Annotated in this window: 24 protein-coding genes; 14 read left to right on the top strand and 10 right to left on the bottom strand. The window is 42.6% G+C overall.

Annotation, left to right across the window (positions count from 1 at the left end):
* The first annotated feature begins 360 nt into the window (after nucleotides 1-360).
* On the top strand, nucleotides 361-1,305 hold the full coding sequence (locus MgSA37_RS08450; protein WP_096351190.1) for a Smr/MutS family protein: 945 nt from the start codon (nucleotides 361-363) through the stop codon (nucleotides 1,303-1,305).
* An 89-nt stretch (nucleotides 1,306-1,394) separates the two neighbouring features.
* Here the strand turns inward: MgSA37_RS08450 and MgSA37_RS08445 are convergent, their stop codons facing one another.
* The 4 genes from MgSA37_RS08445 to MgSA37_RS08430 all read right to left on the bottom strand — a co-directional run bounded on the left by MgSA37_RS08445 (nucleotide 1,395) and on the right by MgSA37_RS08430 (nucleotide 6,214).
* Nucleotides 1,395-2,864, bottom strand: a complete 1,470-nt coding sequence (locus tag MgSA37_RS08445) for a pyruvate kinase (RefSeq protein ID WP_096351189.1) — start codon at nucleotides 2,862-2,864, stop codon at nucleotides 1,395-1,397.
* Nucleotides 2,865-2,995: 131 nt separating this feature from the next.
* Entirely contained in the window at nucleotides 2,996-4,264 is a 1,269-nt protein-coding gene (locus tag MgSA37_RS08440) for a DUF3472 domain-containing protein (protein WP_096351187.1), read from the bottom strand.
* A 204-nt stretch (nucleotides 4,265-4,468) separates the two neighbouring features.
* Nucleotides 4,469-4,654: a hypothetical protein gene (locus tag MgSA37_RS08435; RefSeq protein ID WP_096351185.1), complete on the bottom strand. Its 186-nt coding sequence runs from the start codon at nucleotides 4,652-4,654 to the stop codon at nucleotides 4,469-4,471.
* 222 nt (nucleotides 4,655-4,876) lie between these two features.
* Nucleotides 4,877-6,214, bottom strand: a complete 1,338-nt coding sequence (locus MgSA37_RS08430) for a sensor histidine kinase (protein WP_096351183.1) — start codon at nucleotides 6,212-6,214, stop codon at nucleotides 4,877-4,879.
* 234 nt (nucleotides 6,215-6,448) lie between these two features.
* Between MgSA37_RS08430 and MgSA37_RS08425 the strand changes: the two genes are divergently transcribed.
* Nucleotides 6,449-7,231 carry a polysaccharide deacetylase family protein gene (locus MgSA37_RS08425; RefSeq protein WP_096351181.1) on the top strand — a complete coding sequence of 261 codons (783 nt, stop codon included), beginning with the start codon at nucleotides 6,449-6,451 and terminating at the stop codon, nucleotides 7,229-7,231.
* A 74-nt stretch (nucleotides 7,232-7,305) separates the two neighbouring features.
* On the opposite strand, the gene MgSA37_RS08420 is transcribed toward MgSA37_RS08425, so the two are convergent.
* Nucleotides 7,306-7,830: a hypothetical protein gene (locus tag MgSA37_RS08420; RefSeq protein ID WP_096351179.1), complete on the bottom strand. Its 525-nt coding sequence runs from the start codon at nucleotides 7,828-7,830 to the stop codon at nucleotides 7,306-7,308.
* A gap of 90 nt (nucleotides 7,831-7,920) precedes the next feature.
* On the opposite strand from MgSA37_RS08420, the gene MgSA37_RS08415 reads away from it, so the two are divergent.
* The 5 genes from MgSA37_RS08415 (at nucleotide 7,921) to MgSA37_RS08395 (ending at nucleotide 11,875) form a co-directional block, all read left to right on the top strand.
* Nucleotides 7,921-9,327: an alpha-L-fucosidase gene (locus MgSA37_RS08415; protein WP_096351178.1), complete on the top strand. Its 1,407-nt coding sequence runs from the start codon at nucleotides 7,921-7,923 to the stop codon at nucleotides 9,325-9,327.
* A 162-nt stretch (nucleotides 9,328-9,489) separates the two neighbouring features.
* On the top strand, nucleotides 9,490-10,215 hold the full coding sequence (locus MgSA37_RS08410) for a hypothetical protein (protein ID WP_096351176.1): 726 nt from the start codon (nucleotides 9,490-9,492) through the stop codon (nucleotides 10,213-10,215).
* A 112-nt stretch (nucleotides 10,216-10,327) separates the two neighbouring features.
* Nucleotides 10,328-10,873 carry an RNA polymerase sigma factor gene (locus MgSA37_RS08405; RefSeq protein ID WP_096351174.1) on the top strand — a complete coding sequence of 182 codons (546 nt, stop codon included), beginning with the start codon at nucleotides 10,328-10,330 and terminating at the stop codon, nucleotides 10,871-10,873.
* Entirely contained in the window at nucleotides 10,854-11,120 is a 267-nt protein-coding gene (locus MgSA37_RS08400) for a hypothetical protein (protein ID WP_157750497.1), read from the top strand. Before MgSA37_RS08405 ends, MgSA37_RS08400 begins: the two co-directional genes overlap by 20 nt.
* A gap of 71 nt (nucleotides 11,121-11,191) precedes the next feature.
* Complete coding sequence (locus MgSA37_RS08395; protein WP_096351169.1) at nucleotides 11,192-11,875, top strand: ATP-dependent Clp protease proteolytic subunit; 684 nt, start codon at nucleotides 11,192-11,194, stop codon at nucleotides 11,873-11,875.
* A gap of 75 nt (nucleotides 11,876-11,950) precedes the next feature.
* Here MgSA37_RS08395 and MgSA37_RS08390 read toward each other — a convergent pair whose 3' ends face one another.
* The 4 genes from MgSA37_RS08390 to MgSA37_RS08375 all read right to left on the bottom strand — a co-directional run bounded on the left by MgSA37_RS08390 (nucleotide 11,951) and on the right by MgSA37_RS08375 (nucleotide 15,459).
* Nucleotides 11,951-12,442, bottom strand: a complete 492-nt coding sequence (locus MgSA37_RS08390) for an isoprenylcysteine carboxyl methyltransferase family protein (RefSeq protein WP_096351166.1) — start codon at nucleotides 12,440-12,442, stop codon at nucleotides 11,951-11,953.
* Between the two features lie 112 nt (nucleotides 12,443-12,554).
* Nucleotides 12,555-13,622, bottom strand: coding sequence for a type III polyketide synthase (locus tag MgSA37_RS08385; RefSeq protein ID WP_096351164.1), 1,068 nt, complete (start codon nucleotides 13,620-13,622; stop codon nucleotides 12,555-12,557).
* Between the two features lie 126 nt (nucleotides 13,623-13,748).
* Nucleotides 13,749-14,822 carry a HAMP domain-containing protein gene (locus MgSA37_RS08380; protein ID WP_096351163.1) on the bottom strand — a complete coding sequence of 358 codons (1,074 nt, stop codon included), beginning with the start codon at nucleotides 14,820-14,822 and terminating at the stop codon, nucleotides 13,749-13,751.
* Nucleotides 14,823-14,964: 142 nt separating this feature from the next.
* Entirely contained in the window at nucleotides 14,965-15,459 is a 495-nt protein-coding gene (locus MgSA37_RS08375) for an Lrp/AsnC family transcriptional regulator (RefSeq protein WP_096351161.1), read from the bottom strand.
* A 104-nt stretch (nucleotides 15,460-15,563) separates the two neighbouring features.
* On the opposite strand from MgSA37_RS08375, the gene MgSA37_RS08370 reads away from it, so the two are divergent.
* The 3 genes from MgSA37_RS08370 to MgSA37_RS08355 all read left to right on the top strand — a co-directional run bounded on the left by MgSA37_RS08370 (nucleotide 15,564) and on the right by MgSA37_RS08355 (nucleotide 19,323).
* Entirely contained in the window at nucleotides 15,564-17,021 is a 1,458-nt protein-coding gene (locus tag MgSA37_RS08370; protein WP_096351160.1) for a CoA-acylating methylmalonate-semialdehyde dehydrogenase, read from the top strand.
* Nucleotides 17,022-17,270: 249 nt separating this feature from the next.
* Complete coding sequence (locus MgSA37_RS08365; RefSeq protein ID WP_096351158.1) at nucleotides 17,271-18,617, top strand: aminotransferase class III-fold pyridoxal phosphate-dependent enzyme; 1,347 nt, start codon at nucleotides 17,271-17,273, stop codon at nucleotides 18,615-18,617.
* 472 nt (nucleotides 18,618-19,089) lie between these two features.
* Nucleotides 19,090-19,323 carry a hypothetical protein gene (locus MgSA37_RS08355; RefSeq protein WP_096351155.1) on the top strand — a complete coding sequence of 78 codons (234 nt, stop codon included), beginning with the start codon at nucleotides 19,090-19,092 and terminating at the stop codon, nucleotides 19,321-19,323.
* A gap of 29 nt (nucleotides 19,324-19,352) precedes the next feature.
* Here MgSA37_RS08355 and MgSA37_RS08350 read toward each other — a convergent pair whose 3' ends face one another.
* Complete coding sequence (locus tag MgSA37_RS08350; RefSeq protein WP_096351153.1) at nucleotides 19,353-19,628, bottom strand: hypothetical protein; 276 nt, start codon at nucleotides 19,626-19,628, stop codon at nucleotides 19,353-19,355.
* A gap of 27 nt (nucleotides 19,629-19,655) precedes the next feature.
* On the opposite strand from MgSA37_RS08350, the gene MgSA37_RS08345 reads away from it, so the two are divergent.
* The 4 genes from MgSA37_RS08345 to MgSA37_RS08330 all read left to right on the top strand — a co-directional run bounded on the left by MgSA37_RS08345 (nucleotide 19,656) and on the right by MgSA37_RS08330 (nucleotide 22,806).
* The gene (locus MgSA37_RS08345; RefSeq protein ID WP_096351152.1) at nucleotides 19,656-20,012 is read left to right on the top strand and encodes a hypothetical protein; all 357 of its coding nucleotides are present in this window, start codon (nucleotides 19,656-19,658) and stop codon (nucleotides 20,010-20,012) included.
* Between the two features lie 59 nt (nucleotides 20,013-20,071).
* The gene (locus MgSA37_RS08340; protein WP_157750496.1) at nucleotides 20,072-20,551 is read left to right on the top strand and encodes a hypothetical protein; all 480 of its coding nucleotides are present in this window, start codon (nucleotides 20,072-20,074) and stop codon (nucleotides 20,549-20,551) included.
* 268 nt (nucleotides 20,552-20,819) lie between these two features.
* Nucleotides 20,820-21,629, top strand: coding sequence for a hypothetical protein (locus MgSA37_RS08335; RefSeq protein WP_096351149.1), 810 nt, complete (start codon nucleotides 20,820-20,822; stop codon nucleotides 21,627-21,629).
* Nucleotides 21,630-21,678: 49 nt separating this feature from the next.
* Nucleotides 21,679-22,806, top strand: coding sequence for an Rv1355c family protein (locus MgSA37_RS08330; RefSeq protein WP_096351147.1), 1,128 nt, complete (start codon nucleotides 21,679-21,681; stop codon nucleotides 22,804-22,806).
* Nucleotides 22,807-22,896: the final 90 nt, after the last annotated feature.

Raw genomic sequence — 22,896 nt, 5'->3', positions numbered from 1 at the left:
ATTTATTCAAAAACCACCCATCAACCTGTAATTGTCCATGGTTTTTAAATGCTTTCCCCTTTATTTTCAATGGTTTTAGGTTACAAAAAAGTAATTGCAACAAGTTTGCAAAAAAAATCATTTTACTATTTGCACTCCCATAAATATTTTTTTACTTTGCAACAGTTATTTTAATAGGGGTATTAAATAACTAATTTGTAGCCACCTGCCTTTGGGCGGGTGGTTTTTTTATCACTGATTTTTACTGATGCTACGATTTCACTGATTTTAGTACAGTTTAAATGTTTTATTTATAAATTCGAATCTCCGGGCACTGACGTACTTATCAGTGAAATCAAATAATCAGTTAAATCTGTGATCATGAAGTATAAGTTAGGTGATTTTGTGCGTTTTGTTGATGAGAAGATGGAGGGCTTTGTTACCCGGATCATTGACGAACAGATGATTGGTGTTACCGGGGAGGATGATTTCGAAATTCCTGTACTGGCGAGTAAAGTAACCACGGTACATGGCTATGTTCCGCCAGGGTCGGTTAAAGAGACAAAAGTTGATGAGCCGGAATTTACCGGCGAATTTAGCGCCAAAGGAGTGTATTTAGGCTTTGTGAATGATCCAAAAGCAAATTCAGTGGTGCATTTTCAATTGGTGAATGATACCTCTTTTCAATTGCTGGCTGCCTTAACTTCCTCGGGACAAAATAAATTTAAAGGCGAGTTTGCCGGTATCATCGCTCCAAAAACTGCGGCAAAAATTTATTCGGCACAAATGGCTGATCTGCAGCTATGGCCGAAGTTTACGTTAAACATCACTTTTTTTACTACCCAAAACGTGGAACCGCCTGCCCCGCTTGCAATTCACGAAAAATTTAAGGCTAAAGACTTCGCCGGCTCAAAAAAACAGCTACCTGTGCTAAAACAGCAGGGGTGGTTAATCCAACTGGATGAACCCGAAATAATTATTGATGCACAAAAGCTGAAAGAAAGCTTTTTCAAATCGTCGGACGAAAATACTGTATTAGACAAGCCGGGCAAGGAAGTTGACCTCCATATAGAAAAGCTGCGGAATGATTACCAGTTTATCAACAGTACAGAAATATTGAAAATCCAACTCGATCATTTTCATAAATCCCTCGACGCGGCTATTGTGCATCAATTGCACGAAATTATTTTTATCCACGGCGCCGGCAACGGAACGTTAAGGAACGAAATACACCGGATATTAGGTAAGCATCCAAAAGTTCAGACCTTTATGGATGCGCAAAAAGAAAAGTTCGGGTATGGGGCTACCAGGGTCATTTTAAAGTAGCGGGCGCGCAAATGCGTGCCTGATGGCGCCATGAATGCCCCATATTGCGCAAGAGCGGCCAGCTAAGACATCTTACGGATTAAAACCGGTCACTTTTCATTGATGAATTTTTGCGCGATACCTAAAGGGCGAAAGGTAAAACGCTTTTTAATGTGGTGCCCGCCGATACGGTGCAATACGTTCCGCAAAGTTTCTATTACTTTTATAGTATGTTCTCCTTTATTGATCATCACGCATTCTGCCATTACGGCGTGGGCCGCGTCGGTGATCTCTGACCGGGTGGCTATGCCTGTTTTGTTAAGCGTTTCCAGCACCTGGGTTGCCCATACTACCGGGACGTGTGCTGCCTCACAGATCCATAATATTTCATCCTGGATCTCCCCGGTTCTTTCAAAACCTATTTCAACGGCAAGGTCGCCGCGTGCTATCATTACACCAAAGGCTTTTTGCCGCATCCCTTCTATCAGCAAGGCAGGCAAATTTTTAACAGATTCAGGCGTTTCTATTTTCATGATGATGTACGGCGGCTTTGCAGCTAATTCATTTAAGGCAGACTGTAAATTTTCAAGGTCAGTTGCGTTCCTGATAAATGAATAGCCCACAAGATCAGCGTACTTGCAAATAAATGGCAGGCATGCTTTATCAAAATCGGTGATCGGGGAAACAGAAATTTCGGAGTCAGGAAAATTAATGCCTTTGTGTGACTTTATTTGCGACTTACCTGAAGAAATACGCACTATCCTAACTGCAGCGCCTCTTTTTTCAATAGCCTCAACTACCCCTTCAATCATACCGTCATCAATAAACACCCGTTCACCCTTTTTTATCATCGAAACGATTCCGGGTATATTGGGGTTGATTACAATGTCATCCTTAGCAAAGTGTTTGGGGTGGTCTGCAAGCCAGATCAACTCGTTTTCTTTGATTTTCACCTTCCCCTTTTTATGTCCCTTATTAATTAGCAGCGTCCTGATCTTCGGTCCGGCTATATCCATGTATATCTTACAATTCAAACCGGTTTCGTGGCATGCCTTTTCAAGCTGATGAATCATGGCAGACCAGGTAGCTTCATCGTCATGGGCACAATTTATCCTGGCTACATTCATCCCATTTTGCAGGAGTGCTTTTATAAGGGCATAATCTTCGGTAAACGAAATATCAAAAGTGACCATAATGAATGGCGTGCTATTTTCGTTTTTTTCGCCAAAAAGGATCTTGCTTCTTTCTTCGATTTGACGGGTCCCAAATTCATAATTGCATTCGTCCAGTTCATCAGGCGGGTAGTCTTGTTTCAGCCATTGCAATATGGATTGTAATTGCCTGTGGATATGGCTCTCGGAACTGGCGAGGGAGGAAAGGCCGTGTATATGAAGCGCATCCTGCAATTCGCGGATATCTTCGCTTCTCAGGGTTAAATAATGGATCAGGTTTCGCAAAGAATGTTGCTGTTGCGGATCAATATCTTTTAACTTCAATACCCGTTTTTCACTTTCAAGCAGCATGTTTTTTTCAAGCTCCCTTAAATGTGTCCGTACCTTTTGCAGCGAGTCAGTTTTCATATCCAATAAAATAGCTTGTAAATACAAACAAAGTTACTGGTAGCGGGCGCTTTAACTATGATGGTGGTCACAATTAAAAATGATGACAGCCAAATTGCATTTAGTGTCCGATCTGGGGGTAAACGACTATATCAGGGTAGCTTATCCAGCGCTACATCAGGCATTTTACGGGATAAAAGCCTGTCAAAAATAATATTCCTGGTGGTGTAATTATTAAAGAAGCCACAATTTTGAAGATAAAAAGCACCCCCATCCACCCCGCCAGAGTAATCCATACGGTACCCCTTGGCGCCCGTATTATCAGCGGTAAACCGGGCCTTATTCAGTTCCGTCCATTTACCGTTTTCATCGGCTATCCACTCATTGTTAAAATAAACTTTACGGGTGATAGTTCCCTGTTCAGGGTCAAAATTTTCTAAAAAGGAATGCAGGTGCTTTAAGTAAGTATTGGTTTGCGGCCGGCTGAAGCTGGCGATCAAATGCCATTCATTCGCTTCAGGGGCAAAAAACCAGGCGGTATAAACCGTATGATCGTTACCGTCGGGTTTCGCCTTCACTAAAAACTTATAGGTATTACCCGCTTTCCAGTTGTATAGCATATAGCTTTGCCCACCTGAACCTTCACTGCCAAACTCACCGGTGTGCACATTGGCTCCCTTTTTTACCATCACAATTTTTTGATCATCCGGTATTTTTTTAGGGTCGTCCGTATTAAAAGGGCTCCATACCGAAAAGAGAATATGTCTTTCGGCCGGCGAATTTACCTGCATCCCAAAATACCCTTCACCAAAGCCGCAGGCCATAAAATAAGATCCTAAAACGTCATTGTTTTTCGGTACCGTTACTTCATTATAAAACCATTCCGCATTCTTATTATCCGGAATTACATAACCAAGGTGAACGGAGGGACCCCTCCTTCCCCAGTAAAAAAAATCACCTTCATTATCCCGTACAAAGGATGTGTTTTCTTTGATGTTTGGCCCTGTCAGCGCCAGGCTGCTTATGTCAGCGTAAATGCTGCCGGTTTTACTGCGCCCGGCTATTTTAATAGCCACATACCCTGTATCATTTACAATCCATTCTCCTGCATAATGAGCGGTAAGGGAGCTACCCTCTACCCTGATGTTCCGGGTTTTGTTTAAAGCTGATATCGTTAAAGCCGTCATTCCATCGGCGACTTTAAGGTTGAGGAACAATTTAAAACGCCCTGCTTTAGCAAACCTTACATAGGTAACAAAAACGGCATTTTTGTTAGTCCAGTTAACTATGCCAGCATTGCTGATATTGCCCCCAATAGTATCTTTATCCAAGCGCCAGGCATTGCCCCCTATAGGCACATTAACCGAAGTATCCTGATCATTATTTGATACATATTTCGCCCTGCACGGCAGTTGTTTCATTATCAAACACACACACAATACTACTGAGAGTGCAATTACCTTCCCGTTTATGTTCATTTTACCCGTTTTTCCAAATGTCCTATTAAAAACCCAAGACAACCCTGCAGATAGAAAAAGCAATCCCACCTGGAATCAACAGGTCGAACCCGGCACCGCGAACCCGGATAACGCAGGCAGCATTTCTACTGATTTCTAAAAAAAGCGCTACTTCTCCAGCACAAACGTGATATTTGTCCAGTTGGCAGCAGCGGTGGCGCTGTGGATGATCTCCTTAATTACCCAACCATCATCCAGGTATTTGTTTACATAACTTATTTCATAAGCTGAATGCCGGTTGGTAACCGTTTGCTCATAAACATTAATATTTACCGTAATTACTTTTTGTGCCATGATGTTCAATTTGATGTTTACAGGTACACATCCACAAGACGCCAGCCCCGGCCCGTAACAGCGGTGAATTTAGGGCGAAGCACGGGAAAAATCAAAAAAATGCGAAGAATTTAAAAAAAAAGACCGGCGGACCATATTATTCTATCAATAAACAACGGCTGTTTATTTTTAAGGATGTAAAACGAAATACAGTACGGGCTGCATGTTGCACACGGCGTATAATCATGACCCAACTTCTTTCTTAATTAATCGGCCATCACCCTGAATATCATTCCCATTATTATCGCGGTAAAGTTTAAAACTTATATAAAATACTGACCCTACGCCCGGGTCGCTTTCAAACCCTATTTTACCGTTTTGCAGTTCAGTAAATTCTTTACATAGTACCAGGCCCAATCCAATTCCTTTTTCGTTTTTAGTTCCGTAAACCGAGTTTACCTTGAGCGAAAATATATTGGCCTGTTCCTCAAACGGGATGCCTATTCCATTATCCTTTACCATGATACGGCATTCGTCATCAACAACATCGCTTAATATAATAATCTCACCACCCGGGGACGTAAACTTAATGGCATTACTTATCAAATTCCTGACAACCAATTGAAGCATATCTGTATCGGCAATAATGTATACATCTGGTTTTAATTGATTGGCAAGGTGAATCCCTTTTTCAGCTGCTATTGTTTGATGGATCTGGAAAGTAGATTTCAAAACATCTTTAACGTTCACCTTTACGCCGTTTACTTTTACGCCGTGCATTTGCGTTTTGCTCCACGAAAGCAAATTCGACAGCATTTGTTGGGTATATATTGTTGACTTCAGCAGATCTTTTTTTATTGATTCTTTTTCACTTTCTTCAAGTTTAAACTCCGAAAGTATCTCGAGGTAATTTTGGATCGACGATAATGGCGAGCGAAGATCATGTGCAAGAATTGAGAATAATTTATCTTTGGTATCGTTGGCTGCTGCAAGCTCAGCAGCTTTTTCTTCCACCAGCTTCTTTTCCGCGAAATAGCTTTTCCTCACGGTTGTGGTTACAAAAAACATAAAAAGCACGATAGATACATAAGTATATGAAAAATCAATAAACCGGCTTTGTTTATCGGCATAAGTATAACTTATTAATTGTGGCTGCAAATATTCAATCAATAAAAGCATGCCAACTATAACTACATTCAAGGTTATCCAAAACCAATACTGTTTGCGGGGAACAATGGAGATCGTCAGAAAAAAAGAAAGCATGAAAATTAACAGCGTGGGTCCGTTGATGCCTGAATTATATTTAAAGTTAACGATCAACAGTATATTGATCACCGTCATGTAAACGATAACACTGGCGTTCAGCTTCAACTTAACCCTCGAGTAGTAGTAACAAACTCCGGCAATAAAAAAAACAAACAGCATTAACACCGCTAATTGTTCTATCCCCAGGATATAATTCAATGCAAGGGTAAGAATAAGAGTGACGGTTGAAACGAAAGTTATCGCATTAAATATCCTTGCCTCCAATGAGAAATCAACAGGTGTCCCAATAATTTTCGACCAAAATGACTGCTTCATTTTTATGTATTATTCGGATTTTTTTTATTTTGAAGTATATTAACTAAAGCTATAAAATATATATCATATGTAAGCCATCCGGAAATTTTTTATTTACCTTTACCTGTTTTAAACAGATAAAATCAGTTCAATATTCACCCCGCATAGGTAAAATATCAATTAATAGTTATATTAGTTGGCAAAATCCCCTGTCAGATAATTCATGCTTTATAATCCGTTTTACTTCAAATTCTGATGAAAAAACTAATCATCATTTTTTTAACGTTTACCGGTTTGGCGCAGGCCCAGCCGCAAATTAAATGGCCGGACCATAAAAAGGCAGTGATCATATTAACCTACGATGACGGGCTTTATTCGCAGTTAAACATTGCTATCCCGCAGCTTGATTCAGCGCACCTTAAAGGCACTTTCTTTTTGTCTGGCGATCTGAATTATGAAACAATACCCCGATGGCGTAAAGCCAGCAGAAAGGGCCACGAACTGGGAAACCATTCCATCTACCATCCATGTATGAGCGCAAACGACAACCCTGTTGCCTCAGACCATTATACCCCGGCTATGATTTTGGAAGAGATCGGGGTTATGAATAATTTTTTATTTGCGGTTGACGGTAAATCATCGCATACCTATGCTTATCCGTGTACCGAAACAACTGTTGGCGGTAAAAACTATGTTGATTCGCTCAGGAGATCCGGCTTAATCAAATACGCCCGGGTTGGAGGCGACAAAGACGCCATTATAACCGATTTTAAAAATCTGGATCCTCTGCTGGTACCGTCGTATGGGTTGGAGGACAACACAACGGCCGACCAATTGATCACCTACGTTAAAACCGTCCAAAAAAAAGGAGGCATGGGCATTTTGATGTTTCACGGCATTGGCGGTGATTATATTACCACGCCTGCGCTTTCGCATAAAAAACTGATTAATTACCTGGCAAAAAACAAAAAAGATATTTGGGTGGCTACTTTTCAGCAAGTAATGGAATATATTTCAAAAGCTGTAAATGAAAAATGAAATGAAAAACCTGAAACGGAAAAGGCCTGCAGATCACAAAATGCAGGCCTTTGCTGTTTAAATATATCTATCTGCTACCGCGTTCTTTTGGGCTTCTTTTTGCCCCGGGCATCCTCTTTCAGTTTCGGTTTTTCAATAAAGCTGATCACCCGTTTTGAAAGCAACACCAATAAGCCCAAACCTATCATAATAAGGCCGCTGATTAAATAACCCCAAATGCTGTTTGGTGCAAATAATTTTTCAGGCACCTGGAAAATACCGTGCAGAAAACTCCAGCCAAACCATCCAAAAAAGCATAAAGTAAAGGTGATAATAAAACTGATCACCCCATTCAGCCAGTGCCAGTCTTTTTTATAGGCAACAAACCACGAGATGACATAAGCAGCTACCAGGCCAAAATTACCGGCCTGCTTGATAAAATTCATATCACTGGCTCGTCTTGCCGGTAAATTAAGCCTGGCCATCCTTTCAGACTGAAGGTATAAAAAGTTATAATCGTGCAAAAAAGCAAGCGTTTGAAAAGCATAAAAAAACAGCCAGAAAGCAACCAGGTTGATGACAATTAACCTGGCATTTAAATTTGACAACAAACTTCTCATAACAATTTTAGGTGAACTGCAATTATAAAGATTTTGATACGATTTTAGTGTTCGAAAATAATATTTTCTTAATTTTTATAGCTTTGGGATATGGATAAAAAACAACTGTTATTTCCCCTGTTTATTCTGCTTGGCTTATATGCTATTAATACCGCAGCTCAATCAAATCCCAATAACAATCAGCCGCTTGCAAGCCTTCAGCAGCAATTTGCCGATCTGAGGTTTGGAATGTTCATCCATTTTAACGTTCCCACCTATATGAACCAGGATTGGCCAGATCCGGATGCATCCCCCTCGCTATTTAATCCGACAAAATTGAACTGCGGCCAATGGGCCAAAGCGGCAAAGTCTGCCAATATGAGTTATGGCTGTTTAACTACCAAACACCATAGCGGCTTTTGCATATGGGATACTAAAACCACTGATTATAACGTAATGAACAGCCCGTTAAAACGTGACGTAGTAAAAGAGTTTACCGATGCTTTCAGGGCAAATGGTTTAAAAGTGATGTTGTATTATTCGATACTGGATACCCATCACCGTTTACGCCCAAATTCTATCACCCGTAAACATATTGATATGGTGAAGGCTCAGATCACCGAGCTGCTGAGCAATTATGGCGAAATATCAGCGCTGATTATTGACGGATGGGATGCACCATGGTCACGTATCTCGTACGACGATATTCCTTTTGAAGATATATACCTCCTTGTAAAAAAGCTGCAGCCAAACTGTGTATTAATGGACCTTAATGGCGCCAAATACCCATCACAGGGCTTATTTTATTCAGACATTAAGACCTATGAAATGGGTGCTGGTCAGCGCATGTCAAAAGATAGTAACCTGATGCCTTCTTTAGCCTGTTTGCCCCTACAGCAAAGCTGGTTCTGGAAAACCTCGTTCCCCACTCAGCCAGTTAAAGACCCTGTAAAGCTGGTAAATGAAACGTTGATTCCGTTGAATAAAGTAGATTGTAATTTTATTTTAAACGTTTCGCCAAACCGCGATGGCTTGTTTGACGATAACGCACTTGCCGCATTAAAGCAGATCGGCAAAATCTGGCATAATGAAGGCCCTGAAGCAAAACTGCCGCCGATTGATGCACCGATCATATCAACCAATATTGCCAAAAAACAGGCCTCTTCTTCCAGCTGGAGTGAAGACGATAACATTATGGACTTTGCGAATGATGATGATTTTACCACCTCATGGATCTCAAATCTGACCGTCGAACATCCATGGTATGAAATTGATTTCGACAGGGACAAAGCCTTCAACGCCATCAGCGTAGCCGAAGAGAAACCGAATATCAGCAAATATCGCCTTGAATATTTTTCAAACGGCGAATGGATACCCATTTTCAATGGCGAAAACAATAAAAAAGTAAAAGTGCACCGTTTTGGCAGGGTGTGGGGCAGCAAAGTGAGGATATGGATAGATAAATCGGACCATCAGGCTTCTATAGCGGAGTTTGGGGTTTATGATGAGCGGAGATAGTGATAAGAGGTTAGAGACTGGAGATTAGTTATCGAAAAAGGATAAATGGTGTTATATCTTCAAACTAAAATTTTCTCTTTCGGACTTCCGGACTTTTCCGACTTTCGGACTAAAGATACTTAATCAACTTATTCAATAAAATCAACTTAATTAACCAAACACATGGAAGTCCACCATCATCCTGAATTGCCGCATGGCGAGAAAAAGCGTTTTAAGGAATACGTTCTTGAGTTTTTAATGATCTTCCTGGCGGTAACCATGGGGTTTATTGCCGAGAATATCAGGGAGCACCTTTCCGACAATGCCAAAGAAAGCGAATATATTACCGGGATGATTAAGAACCTGGGGGTGGATACCATTCGGTTGAAAGAAGTTATAAAGGAAACCGATGTCCAGATAAAGGGTTTCGATAGCTTAATAAATGTTTCGAAAAATAAACTGGTAGAAATACCTGTACAAGACTCTCTTTATCTGATGACCTCCAGATATATTTTTTATGCCAATGATTTTAAAAACGACGACATTACTTTAACCCAGCTACGAAACGCAGGCGGATACAGGCTGATAAAGGATAATAATGTATTGGACAGCATTGCCGAATATGAATCGAGAATTAAAGATATTGATGACGAGTTTAATGGCGTAGTCAGGTCGCTTGAAAAGGCCCGCGACAATGCGAATTTTATATTTGATCTACATGCAGGGCACGTTTTTAAATTTCACCCAACCTCAACCCCTCTTTTAATAACAAATGATAAAGTAAAAATCTATAATTACTACAACAGTTGCTGGTATGCGCTTCTGGCGATAGATGGGTATGAGCATATGCTGAAGGAACATCTGAAATACACCACCCACCTTATTGCTTACCTGAAAAAAGGAATATGATGTGGAGTAAATCTGAGGGCTAACCACCTGTTTAATTGGCGCCAAAAATAAAAAACAATTTTCCGGGTGATATTTTGTTAATTTAATACACTTGTTATTAAAAAGCAGGCTTATGGCACAGCAAGGAAATTTTGGAAGTACATATGCAGACAGGGAAATGGCCTTTATGTCCCTTTATAAAAGAGCATTCCCCACGGTGGCGAAATATGTAAGCAAAATGGGGGGCACTTTTGATGAGGCGAAGGATATCTTCCAGGATGCGCTGGTTATTTATTATGAGAAAACGGCAATCGGAGCGATTGAACTTCACTCAAGCGAGCAGGCATATATTTGGGGGATCAGCAAACATCTATGGGCCAAAAAGTTCAGGGAAAACATCAATCAGACTACGCTTGATGATAGTGAAATGGATTTTATGGAGGAGGATGAGTTGCAACCCGCTGCAAACAAATTGATGCATTACCTTGAAACTGCCGGGCAAAAATGCATGGAGATTTTAAAGGCGTTTTACTACGATAATCTGCCTGTAACTAAGATCACTGAACTGTTTGGCTATTCGGGGGTTCGGTCAGCGACGGTGCAGAAATACAAATGCATGGAAAAAGTCAGAGAAACCATTAAAGAAAGATCATTGGCTTATGAGGACTTCGTTGAATGATATTAAATTGATTGATGGCCACATCTTTAACAGCAATCAAACCGAAGATGCCCTGTTATTTGATGCACTGCTGATCCTTAACCCCGATCTGCCTGACCAGGTCATGTGGCAAAAAAAGACGCATTCGTTTGTGCAACAATATAGCCGTAAAAAGCTCAAGGCGGAAATCGAAGCTGCTCATCAAATATTATTTAATGAACCTGAGCACAAAAGTTTCAGGCAAAGGATTTTGAATATTTTCAGGTAGGGTATTTACGTTGAAAGGTTCCTCAACTCAATCAACCTAATCTAACCCGGTCAACTTAATCAACTTAAAAAATGAATTACAAAAATGAATTTCGCAGCTATGCTGTGAGCCACCTTCGTATTGACGCTACTTTGGTAGACAACTATACCTCACAAACAGGCAAAAACGCCTTCAGGATGGGGATGACGCCCTATATTATCGAGGAACGCCAACTAAACATATCCCAACTGGACGTATTTTCGAGGCTGATGATGGACAGGATCATCTTCCTCGGGACCGCCATTGACGATAATGTAGCCAATATCATCCAGGCCCAGTTGCTTTTCCTGCAATCCGCCGATCCGAAGCGCGATATCCAAATTTACATTAACTCACCCGGAGGATCGGTATATGCTGGCTTCGGGATCTACGATACCATGCAGCTGATCACACCGGATGTTGCTACTATTTGCACAGGTATGGCCGCTTCATTTGCTTCCATCATCTTGTGTGCCGGCGCCGAAGGTAAACGCGCCTGCCTCAATCATTCAAGGGTAATGCTGCACCAGCCATTAGGCGGTGTACAGGGCCCGGCATCGGATATTGAAATTACCGCCAGGGAAATACTTAAAGTAAAAAAGGAACTTTACGAAATTTATGTAAAACACTGCCACCAGGAATACCAAAGGGTTCATGATGTATGCGACCGCGATTTTTGGATGAAATCAGCAGAGGCAAAGGAATTTGGGATAATTGATGAGATTTTGGGGAGTTAGTCCGAAAGTCGGGAAAGTCCGAAAGAAAAAATCCGGGCCAGACTTCCGAAGTTTTGAAAACTTCGGAAGTCTCTTTTACTCCGCCCAAACCTTATTCTCCACTCCTACCCTCACCCAAAGCATCACAGCGTTTAATAGCGTAAAAATGATGGCCGTATCGTACAAATGAAAAACCAGGGGTATGATGGCGATCTCGCAAACCACCTCCATATAATTGGGGTGTTTTAAAAATCTATAAGGGCCTTTTTTTACCGGGTAAACACCGGGGATGCGGTATATTTTGGTGTTCCAGTATTTGCCTAAAGATGATAGCGCCCAGTATTTGAACGATAGCACAGCAATAAACAGCACCAGGAAGACCCACGAAATGGGAGGCTGCCCTTTTAAAATGTATTCCGCGATGATCGAGACAATAAACAACGTATGCAGCGCGATCATAAACGGATAATGGCTTTGCCCGTATTCAATGGCGCCCTGTGACAGGAGCCATTTTTCATTTCGCCGCGCGATGAATAGCTCGGAAAGGCGTTGGATGATGAAGAGGATGATGAAGATTGTAAAGTACATTTTTTTGAGTCCGAAAGTCCGGAAAGACCGAAAGTCGGAAAGATTTATAAGGTAAATAACTCATTTAACTTTAGGGAACCAAGATACATCGCCAGGCTTTTTCTTCCGGACTTTACTGACTTTCCGGACTTTCGGACTTCAATAAAACCATCTCGCTTGAAAAACCCGGCCCCATGGCCAGCATTAATCCATAGCCGGGTTCAAAGCCGTCGGTCATAAACTTTTCCAGCACATACAAAACCGTCGCGCTGCTCATATTGCCGTAATCGTTCATCACCTTTCGGGTATTTCCTAAAAAACCGCCCTCAACACCTAAAGCATTCTGGTAAGCATCCAGTACTTTCTTTCCACCCGGGTGAAAAATAAAGTTTTTGATATCGCTCAATTTAAGGCCTTGTTTTTCTAAAAAATTAACAATATCTGTGTTAATATACTGCGTAATAAAGGCCGGTATGTCCTTTGAAAACAACACTTTAAAACCCGTGTCCTGAAAATCCCAGCCCATCACCTCCAGCGAATCGTAATACAATTTACTGCTTGCAGCCACATAATTTACGCCCGTGGTATTTTGGTGGTTATTGCCTTTAATGATGCACGCAGCGATCCCGTCGGAAAACAGGCTGGAGCCAATAAAATTACTTTTACTGTAATCACTTTTAATGAGTGTTAAAGAGCACAATTCAACTGCCACCAGCAGTACCACCGCATCAGGGTTTGCTTTGGCCAGCGTGTTTGCTTTGGCCATACCTGAAACTCCGCCGCCACAACCCAGGCCCCATACCGGGATGCGGTTAATGTGCTGGTTCAGCCTCATTTTATTAATGATTTGTGCATCCATGCTGGGCGTTGCCAGCCCGGTAGTTGAAACGAATAAAATATCGGTAATATCCTCTTTATCGATGTCAGCTTTTTTTATACAATCCTCAATTGCCTTAACTGACCATTCAAGTGACAACCGGATATATGTATTGTTCCGTTCTTCAAAAGTATTGGGTTGTGTATAGTAATCAAGTGGCCCGGATAAATTCCGGTCGATAATTTCGGTGTTATCAAAGGCAAAAATGAGCCGGTTGGCTTCCGGGAAATTGGCCGAAAACATCTCCAGGGCATGTTTTTTGGCTTCTGTTTGTTTAATTTTAAAGGGAAGGTCTATTTTTGATACTGCAGCTATAAATGGCATATAATGTTTATTTATACCTACGTATCTATTAACGTGCCAGTTGCTTAAAATCTAAAAATAAAAACACTACCAGGTAAGTTGCATGAGCATATACAACATTACACTAAGCTAATAGTTAAACCTTATTTAAACACTTTTAACCTTTTCCTTTTCGCTGCTATTTTTTAATATGTAGATCATTCCGGCGGGAAATCCCGAAAACTGGAGCGTACCTATGGGGTCGGGCTTTAAATTCGGCACTACAATTTCAAAACTATGCAGTTCAAACTGATCTGAATTAATATCAATTGCCACAGCATTTTTATCATTATTCTTTCCAGCGATTGATTTCAGCAAATCCTTGTGTTTTATGACAGCATGCAGGGTTTGCCCCGCTACCGGTTTTTCACCAATTTTCAGCATTTTGCGCCCAACCATGTTAATAAATAATACTTCCTGCTTCTCATTTACAGCAATCACAGCGTCGGGCATAGCTTCTGCCATAATTTTAACCTGGCTTTCGGCCGAGAGCCTTTTTGTTAGGTTGATATTTTCATTTTTACCCAACCGCTCGGCCATAGCGTTAAATGCATTTGATAACTCGGCAAACTCCTCGCTGGTTTGCAGATCAAGCCTGGTTTCATAGTTTTCATGGCTCACTTCCATAAATCCATCCGCAAGCTGGTGAAGCGGGTTAACAATAAAGCCGGGGAAATTAGATATCAAAACAAAGATGATCAGGAAGGTAATAAAGCCGCCCGCCCCAAGGTAAACGGTGGCGTTATTTACCGTTTCGTGCGTGGCGTTGTTTTTATCTGTAATTGCCTTCATATTAAGGCCGTCAATAGTTTTTAATAACAATCGCACATGTCTCACCAATGCCTGCTTTTGCGCCAGGCTTCCGGATGGATTGATCAACTGGTCAAAGTCTCTCCGTACGCCGGCTGTTGCTTCATTTTCGCCATTTTCGGTAATGTTGTTTTCCTGTTTTTTTAGTGCGCTGTTAAAGGCATCGGAGGCTTTTGCCGATAAGGGCAGGTCATTTTCATCAAGCACCGAGCGCATATCCCTGGTAAAAGTGAGGGTATTATAATTGTTCTTCAGTGTTACTTTTGCGGTTTCAGAGATCTTCTCAATATAATAGATAGAGGCGGCTCCAAAAAACATCACCACTACAAATAGTATCCCAAAGCCAACAAACAGTTTTTTCCTGATCTTCATACAAAAATAAATTAACAGTTTACAACAGGTTCCTTAGTGGAAGAATTTAGTGTAGTAAATATAATTCATTATTTATGTAAACAATAACTCATGTGGCAATTGTTTGGCTAAACCATAAAAAAATTACATAAAAAAAACCTGTTTATTTGGTTTCAAGCAAAGCCAGGTCGGGTTGAGCGTATTTGTACACTTTAAAATAAATAGTGGTTTTGGTTTGAAAAACACCTTCAATGGTCGAGATCTTATTTACAAAATCAACCAGGTGATCGTTATCGCGGCACATCACATCCACCTCAAGGTCGTATTCGCCAAAGGTTCCGGCAAGGAAACTCACTTCTGGCATCAGGGCAATGGTTTGTGCCACCTGCTCTTTTAAATGAGCCGGCCTTACGTACACGGCAACATGCGCATAGGAGCGGAAACCAACCTTACCGGGATCAACCCTGCCGATAATGGTGATCACATTTTCCTCCAGCAGGCGGTTAAACCGGGTACGGATAGTACCGATAGATACATTCAGTTTTTCTGCAATCACAGTAAAGGAGGTCCTGCCGTCGTTCTGCATAAAACTGATGATGGCAAAATCTATCTCGTCTAACGAATTGCCGGCATTAACCGTTGGGCTATTCTTTTCCATTTAATGAAGATAGTGAATAATTTTTAGTATTAACATATCAAAAATAAATAATTTGCAGATATTTATATTGAAATATAAAAATTATGCAGTAATTTTGATTTTAAATGAAATACGAGCCGATAAAAAATTTTATAAATGGTGAGTTTATTACCATTGAATCCCAGCGGATCCTGGATATTACCTCGCCTGTCGATGGCACCTTGCTGACCGAACTCCCCTGTTCATCAGCCGTGGACCTTGATATAGCCGTTCTATCCGCCCAAAAAGCTTTTACCACCTGGAGCAAAACGCGTATAAAAGAACGTGTACAGGTTTTTTTCCGGTACAAGGCTTTGCTGGAAAAGCATTTGCATGAATTGGCAGCCATGGGGAGTGAAGAAAATGGTAAAACGATCGTCGAGTCCATTGCAGAGATTGAGAAATGTATCGAACTGACTGAATTTGCCTGCTCACTGCCCCAGCTGATCACCGGCGAAATACTGGAAGTAAGCAAAGGCGTTGAATGCCGCACCGAAAAAGCGCCTTTGGGCGTGGTGGCCTCCATCGTTCCGTTTAATTTCCCCACAATGGTACCCAACTGGACCATCCCCAACGCTATCGCCCTGGGCAACTGCATGATCATTAAACCATCGGAAAAAGTGCCCCTGAGTATTGGCCGCATAGCCCAACTACTTAAAGAAGCCGGTTTGCCCGATGGTGTGTTTAATATAGTACATGGCGATGCCGAAATTGTAAACGCCATTTGCGACCACCCGGGCATTGAAGCCGTATCCTTTGTTGGGTCGACCAAAATAGCCCAGCATGTTTACCGCCGTGCTACGCAAAATTTAAAACGATGCCTGGCGCTTGGCGGTGCAAAAAACCATTTATTGGTGCTGCCCGATGCCACGCCCGATATGACCGCCCAAAACGTAACCGCTTCCATGAGCGGCTGTGCCGGGCAACGCTGCATGGCGGCTTCGGCTATGCTGGGTGTAGGCCCGGTTGATCATATTATAGATAAAATTTGTATTGAAGCCCGGAAACTGGTAGCAGGTGATACGCTGGGCGCCGTGATTAACAAAGCCTCGCAGGAGCGCATTGAAAGGTACATTACTGAAGCTGAAGCACAGGGGGCCAAAATACTGGTTGATGGCCGCAATGTAAAGGTACCCGGCAAGGAAAACGGCACCTATGTTGGCCCAACCGTTATCGATTATGTTACCCCTGATATGGCCATCGCCCGCGAAGAGGTATTTGGCCCGGTGATATCTATCATCCGCACCAATACGCTGGATGAGGCCCTGGCCATTGAAAATGCCAACCCTTACGGTAATGCGGCCAGCGTGTTCACCCAAAACGGTGGTGCGGCACGTTATGTAATAGAAAAAGCAAGCGCAGGCATGGTAGGCGTAAATATTGGCGTGCCGGTACCACGTGAACCATTTTCCTTTGGCGGATGGAACGAAAGCAAGTTTGGCGTAGGCGACATTACGGGCAAAAGCTCCATTGAGTTTTGGACCAAGCTAAAAAAGAGCACCACCAAGTGGAACGCAGAGGCAGGGGTTAACTGGATGAGTTGAGCCCCCCAGCCCCCTAAAGGGGGAGCATAAAAAAGATAATTAATTAATTAAATAACAATATAATAAAAAGTCTCCCCCTTCAGGGCAATGTCATTAAGTTAAGGAATTTTAATATCGAACACCCAATGCCGAATATTGAATAATGAAGTAAGAAACTTCGAAATTCGACATTCATTATTCGATATTAATTCCCTTCACTTTTTCCTTAACTTAATGACATTGCCCTTCAGGGGGATTTAGAGGGGGCTTATGATAGACACCGAAATCACCGCAGCACAGGAAATTATCCGGGATAACCAGGATCATACCCTATTCTCCTGGAGTAAACAAAAAGGCATCGACCCGATTGCCGTTAAACGGGCGGAAGGCGTTTACCTGTACGATTATGACGGCAAGCGTTATATCGACTTTTCATCCGGACTGATGAACGTCAACATTGGCCATGGCAACCAGCGCATTACCGATGCGGTGGTAAGGCAAATGCAGGAAGTAGCCTACGTTACCCCCAGCTGCGTTACCAAAGCCCGTGGCGACCTGGGTAAAAAGCTGGCAGAGATCTGCCCCGGCGATCTTAACAAAGCATTTTTCACCCTCTGCGGTGCTACTTCTATCGAGAATGCTATTAAACTGGCCCGCTTGTATACCGGCAGGCACAAGATCATCAGCCGCTATCAATCCTATCATGGCTCAACCTATGGGGTAATGTCAGCCGGTGGCGACCCGCGCAAAATACCCGCGGATGCACAGCAGGCGCCTAATTTTGTACATATTGATATTCCCTACGCTTACCGCTGGCCTTATGGCAAAGAAACTTTGCTGAGCGACTCCGTTGCCCAGCTGGAAAGACTGATTGCTTATGAAGGTCCGGGTAATATTGCTGCGATGCTTTTTGAGGGCGAATCAGGCACCTCCGGCTGCTTTAAATATCCCGAGGGTTATATGAAAGCGGTTAGGGAGATCTGCGATAAAAACGGCATCCTGCTCATCATTGACGAAGTAATGAGCGGTTTTGGCCGTACGGGGCAATGGTTCGGCTTCCAGAACCATAGCATTGTGCCTGATATGGTGGCTATGGCCAAAGGCCTTACCTGCGGTTACCTGCCCTTTGGCTGTTTAATGGTGACGGATAAGATCGCTGCCAAATATGACGACGCCATGCTGCCGCTTGGCCTCACCTACTCGGCCCACCCGGTTTGCTGTGCCGCTGCTTTGGAAACTTTGCAGATCTACGAAGATGACAAGCTGATTGAAAACACCATCGCCATGGGTAAATATGTGGATGAACAAGTAGAACTGCTTAAACAAAAACACCCCTCCATAGGCGACTGGCGCAATACCGGCCTGCTGGGCTGTATCGAACTGGTGAAGAACCGCGATACCAAAGAGCCTATGGCTCCCTTCAACGCCAAACCTGATGAAATGAAAGTAATGAACAAGGTTGCCGCCAAAATAAAGGAACTGGGCATGTACACTTTTGTACGCTGGAACTTTATATTTATAGCACCGCCCCTATGCGTCACCAAAGAGCAGATTGATGAAGGCCTGGCCATCATCAGCGAAGCGATAAAGATTGCGGATGAGTCAATTGGTGAGTAGTGAATGGTGAGTGGTGAGTGGTCTGTTGTCAGCGGGGGATTATCGCAGACAAAATCACTTGCTACCCACTACTCACCTTTAAAGTCTCAGCGGGGTCTCTCGCAGAGGACCCTGCGTTTCTGGAGATCACCCACAACGCAGGGTCCCGTGCCGGAGACCCTGCTGGGACCAAAATGGAAAAAACAGCAACGGATGCAGAACGCACCAATGGTGCGGATATGGGGGATAGATGGGTTGGGGAGTGGTTGGGGGAAGGATAACGCAGGGGTGTTTTTTTGTTTTATGGGATGTTTGTGGGGAAAACGGACGAACACCCTTTTGGGTCAACAGTCCATAGATGATGGCCATGCAAGATATAAACGGTTTTGCCATGGACCATTGACTATGAGCCCACCCGGCTTTCCTCCCTGTTTAAACACACTGTTTTTTAATTCAAGATTAAAAGTTACCTTTACAGAGGAGGATTTGAGCTATGGGGTTACCGCTGCGCATTACATTTAACGATAAAGATTACGTATACCAGATTATTGACAGTAAGCTGATCGATCAGCACAGTACTGAATTAAATCTATTGCTGAACGGCGAAAAGGTTGGTTTGATAAAAAACGAAAAAAGGGTTTGGGTACAAAAAGACGATAGCAAAACCATCGATCCCGAGTTGATCCAGGCGTTGGGACGTTCAGTTTCCTTACGCATGCGGATGTAAATCCGCTTTCATATCCCGTCTGCATTATTTCAGTCGAGCTGCCCGTCAATATGTGCGCCAATTTCTTCAATAGTGGCAGCAGGCAGCAGCGTTCCGTTGGTTTGTATCCACCCTGCACCGGCATCATATTCCATATCGGCCATATAGCGGTTATTAAAATAGACTCTATAGCTGTAAGCCTGCAGCAGCGCTTCACAAAAAAACAGGCTGCCCGAATACTTTATCTCAAAAGCTACCGAGCATTGATCATTATCCATGTAAACAAATTTAAACATAAATTTATAAAATGCTAATATTTTTAGCATATATTTGTTTTTGCAAAGGAGAATAACATGGATAATTTCATTGTAAAAACAGATAACGGCGCGGTATACATCACCAATGAAACAGCAGGATTTATAATAAGAGTCGAAAAAAACAGGCTGTTAAGCCCTGGAGATAAGGGCGCAATCATCATAGCAACCCTTTACCGCGAGGCATCGGGCTTTGAGCAGGTTTGCGATTATATTTTTGAAGCGGTAAACCCTGCAGTGGCTGTTGATGCCAGCTTGTTACAACAGGCGGTGAAATACTTTTTTACCTGTTATTTAAATACTACTTACTATGTAAAAACGATCCCGGTGTGCTCAAGCCTGTATACCGGCGCCATATTTGCAGATCATGCGGCGGTGGTTTGCCAATCAGTATAAATGGCTGCTGCTTTGTTACATTTGGCCTATCGCCGTCGTAATAGTATTAAATGTACATCATGAGATCATATATACTTATGCTGATGGCTGCAACCGGATGTTTTATCCTGGCTGCCGGCTGTACCAGTACCGGCCACAGCCGTAATAAATGCGGCCCGTGCCCTTTAATCGCTGTTCAATTGCCGCACATGCTATTTAAAGTGGTGGATAAAACCACGGGCGACAACCTGTTTTATGGAGCCGGCGCACCCTATAAATACAGCCAGCTGGTAATGCACCATTTGGTTAATGGCAAACCCGATAGCGTTGTGCTAAGACCGGACAGTACGTTCAATAGCTTTTATATGTACATCAACACGGTGCACAATGTTGATACGGTAACCATGCAGATAGCCAATTTACCGCAGGACATTATTTTATTCAACACTTCAAATACAGGTGGTTGCTGCTCTTTCCTTATGCTCAATTCAATTTCGTACAATGGCAATGTTGTGTTCACCAGCGCTAACGGGCCAAACCTGGTAACACTGCAAAAATAGCCCGCAGCAACTCCGCATCCGTCCGTTTGTTTCACCCAAAAACGAACGGACACTACCGCAGTAAAGCCGGGCGGCAAACAAACCCGGGAGCTGAATTTCGTTCAAAAAAAATCAAAAAGCAACAACAATTACCCCCTGTTTTACGTATAAAGGTGACGAGGTTTAACGCCATTGATTTAACGGATTAAAAATCAAATACATACGTTAAGTTACAGCTAAAAACTTCGCGATATGCTTAAAAAATCACTTGCCGGAACAGGACTATTAGATGGAGGATGTTTTAAAACGACAAAAACCCGAGGTAAGGATGCGGGCGTTCAGGGCAATTGATGAGCCCGAAACCTGCGAATTATTTATTAAAGGCCATACCGAGGTTTTAACCAGCATTGGCGTTACCAAGGTTACCTCGTCAAAAAACGGGTGGGCAGATAACCCCGCTGTATTTGTTATTATTGTTGAATCGCTTGACGGCAAAAAAGTATACGGCGGCGCCAGGGTACATGTCTCAGGCGGATCAGAACCCTTACCCATTGAACAGGCAACCGGCAAAATGGATCCGGGAGTATACCAACTGGTGTGGGCCCGGGCACAGCAGGGCACCGGCGAGATCTGCGGCTTATGGAACTCAAACGAGCTTGCCGGTTACGGCATCGGCACTCCCCTGCTCATCCGTACCCTTATTGCCATTTCATCGCAAATAGGTTTAAAATCCCTTTTCGCTTTGTGCGCCCCCTATACCGTAAAACCAGTAGTAAATTGCGGCATGGTACTGGTTGACAGTATTGGCAATAACGGCACTTTTTATTACCCCAAACTTGACCTGGTTGCCACGGCTATGATTTTACACGATGTTTCGGCCTTAAGCAAGGCCCGGGAAGACGACAGGCTGGCCATATTTGAAATGCGGGCCAAACCTGATACTTTTAAGATAAACGAACTAAAAAATAAGGAAATCACCATTGATTTCCAGCTAACTATTCCTAATCTTGATCAATGGAACCTGGCTGAAACGATAACGGCGGCCTCGCTAACTTTCCTTGGCAATAAAATCGGGGAAAATGCACCCGCTTTTTTTTAAGCAACCGGGCCAGGATACCTTACTATAAACAAGCATCAAAAAAAACGCTATGAACAATATATCCCGCTTCCGCGAAGATTTCAATAACGCTAAAGAAGTTCACGAACCCATTATCCTCCGGCTCTCCAATCCCGGGGATAAACAGACTTTCCATGAATTACTGGAAGCGGACAGGATTAAATTCGTGTGTGATGAAATATACGGTCAGCTGGAAGAACTGATTAAGGTGCAAAACCCTTCCGTAAATTTAACCCAGGACCAATATCCGGAACTCATCGCTAAGCATTTGGGCGGACGGGATATCCAGGAATATGGCGTATGGGTTTATTATCCCTGGAACCAAAGGTTAGTACACCTGCTGGATGAAGAAGAATTTATTGAGGTACGAACAAACAGAAACCGGAATAAAATAACTAAGGAGGAACAGGAAAAACTAAGGACGAAGAAAATTGGTATTGTGGGCCTATCAGTAGGGCAATCTATCGCATTAACCATTGTGATGGAGCGTGTTTGCGGAGAGCTGAGATTAGCTGATTTTGATACAGCTGAGTTAAGTAACTTAAACCGGATCCGGACAGGCGTGCATAACCTTGGGCTTAAAAAAACGATTATAGCGGCACGGGAAATATATGAGATTGATCCATTTTTAAAAGTTAAGCTATTTAGCGGCGGCCTGAATGATGGCAATACGGATGAGTTTTTTTTGGGCGGAGGCAAGTTAGATTTATTTATTGAAGTTTGTGATGGCTTGAACGTTAAAATAAAGAGCCGTTACAAGGCCCGCGAATTTCAAATACCTGTTGTAATGGATACCAACGACAGGGGCATGCTGGATGTGGAGCGGTTTGACCTTGAACCTTTAAGGCCTGTTTTACACGGGCTTGCAGATGGGCTTGATCCCGAAAGCATTGAGCACCTGACCAACGAAGAAAAAATTCCCTATATTCTAAGAATAGTGGGCGCAGATACTATGTCAGCAAGGCTAAAAGCATCAATGCTCGAAATAAAAAAATCTATTAATACCTGGCCGCAACTGGCCTCTTCCGTTACTTTAGGCGGGGGCGTTACAACAGATGTTTGCCGTCGTATTTTGCTGGATCATTTTCACGATTCCGGGCGATATTACGTTGATCCGGATGAAATTATTGCTGATAAAACGCAAAATGCATTTACCTGAAAATTTAATCAGTTTTAAGCGTAATTTTCTCCTTTCATTATGAAAAAGATTTATTTAAGCCTTTTATTCTTTCAAGCCTTTTTTTTACCC

Origin of the sequence: Mucilaginibacter gotjawali, assembly GCF_002355435.1 — a bacterium.
GTDB classification, from domain to species: Bacteria; Bacteroidota; Bacteroidia; order Sphingobacteriales; family Sphingobacteriaceae; genus Mucilaginibacter; species Mucilaginibacter gotjawali.
Note: the sequence above shows the minus strand (reverse complement) of the source record. Positions and strands in the feature narration are given on the sequence as shown.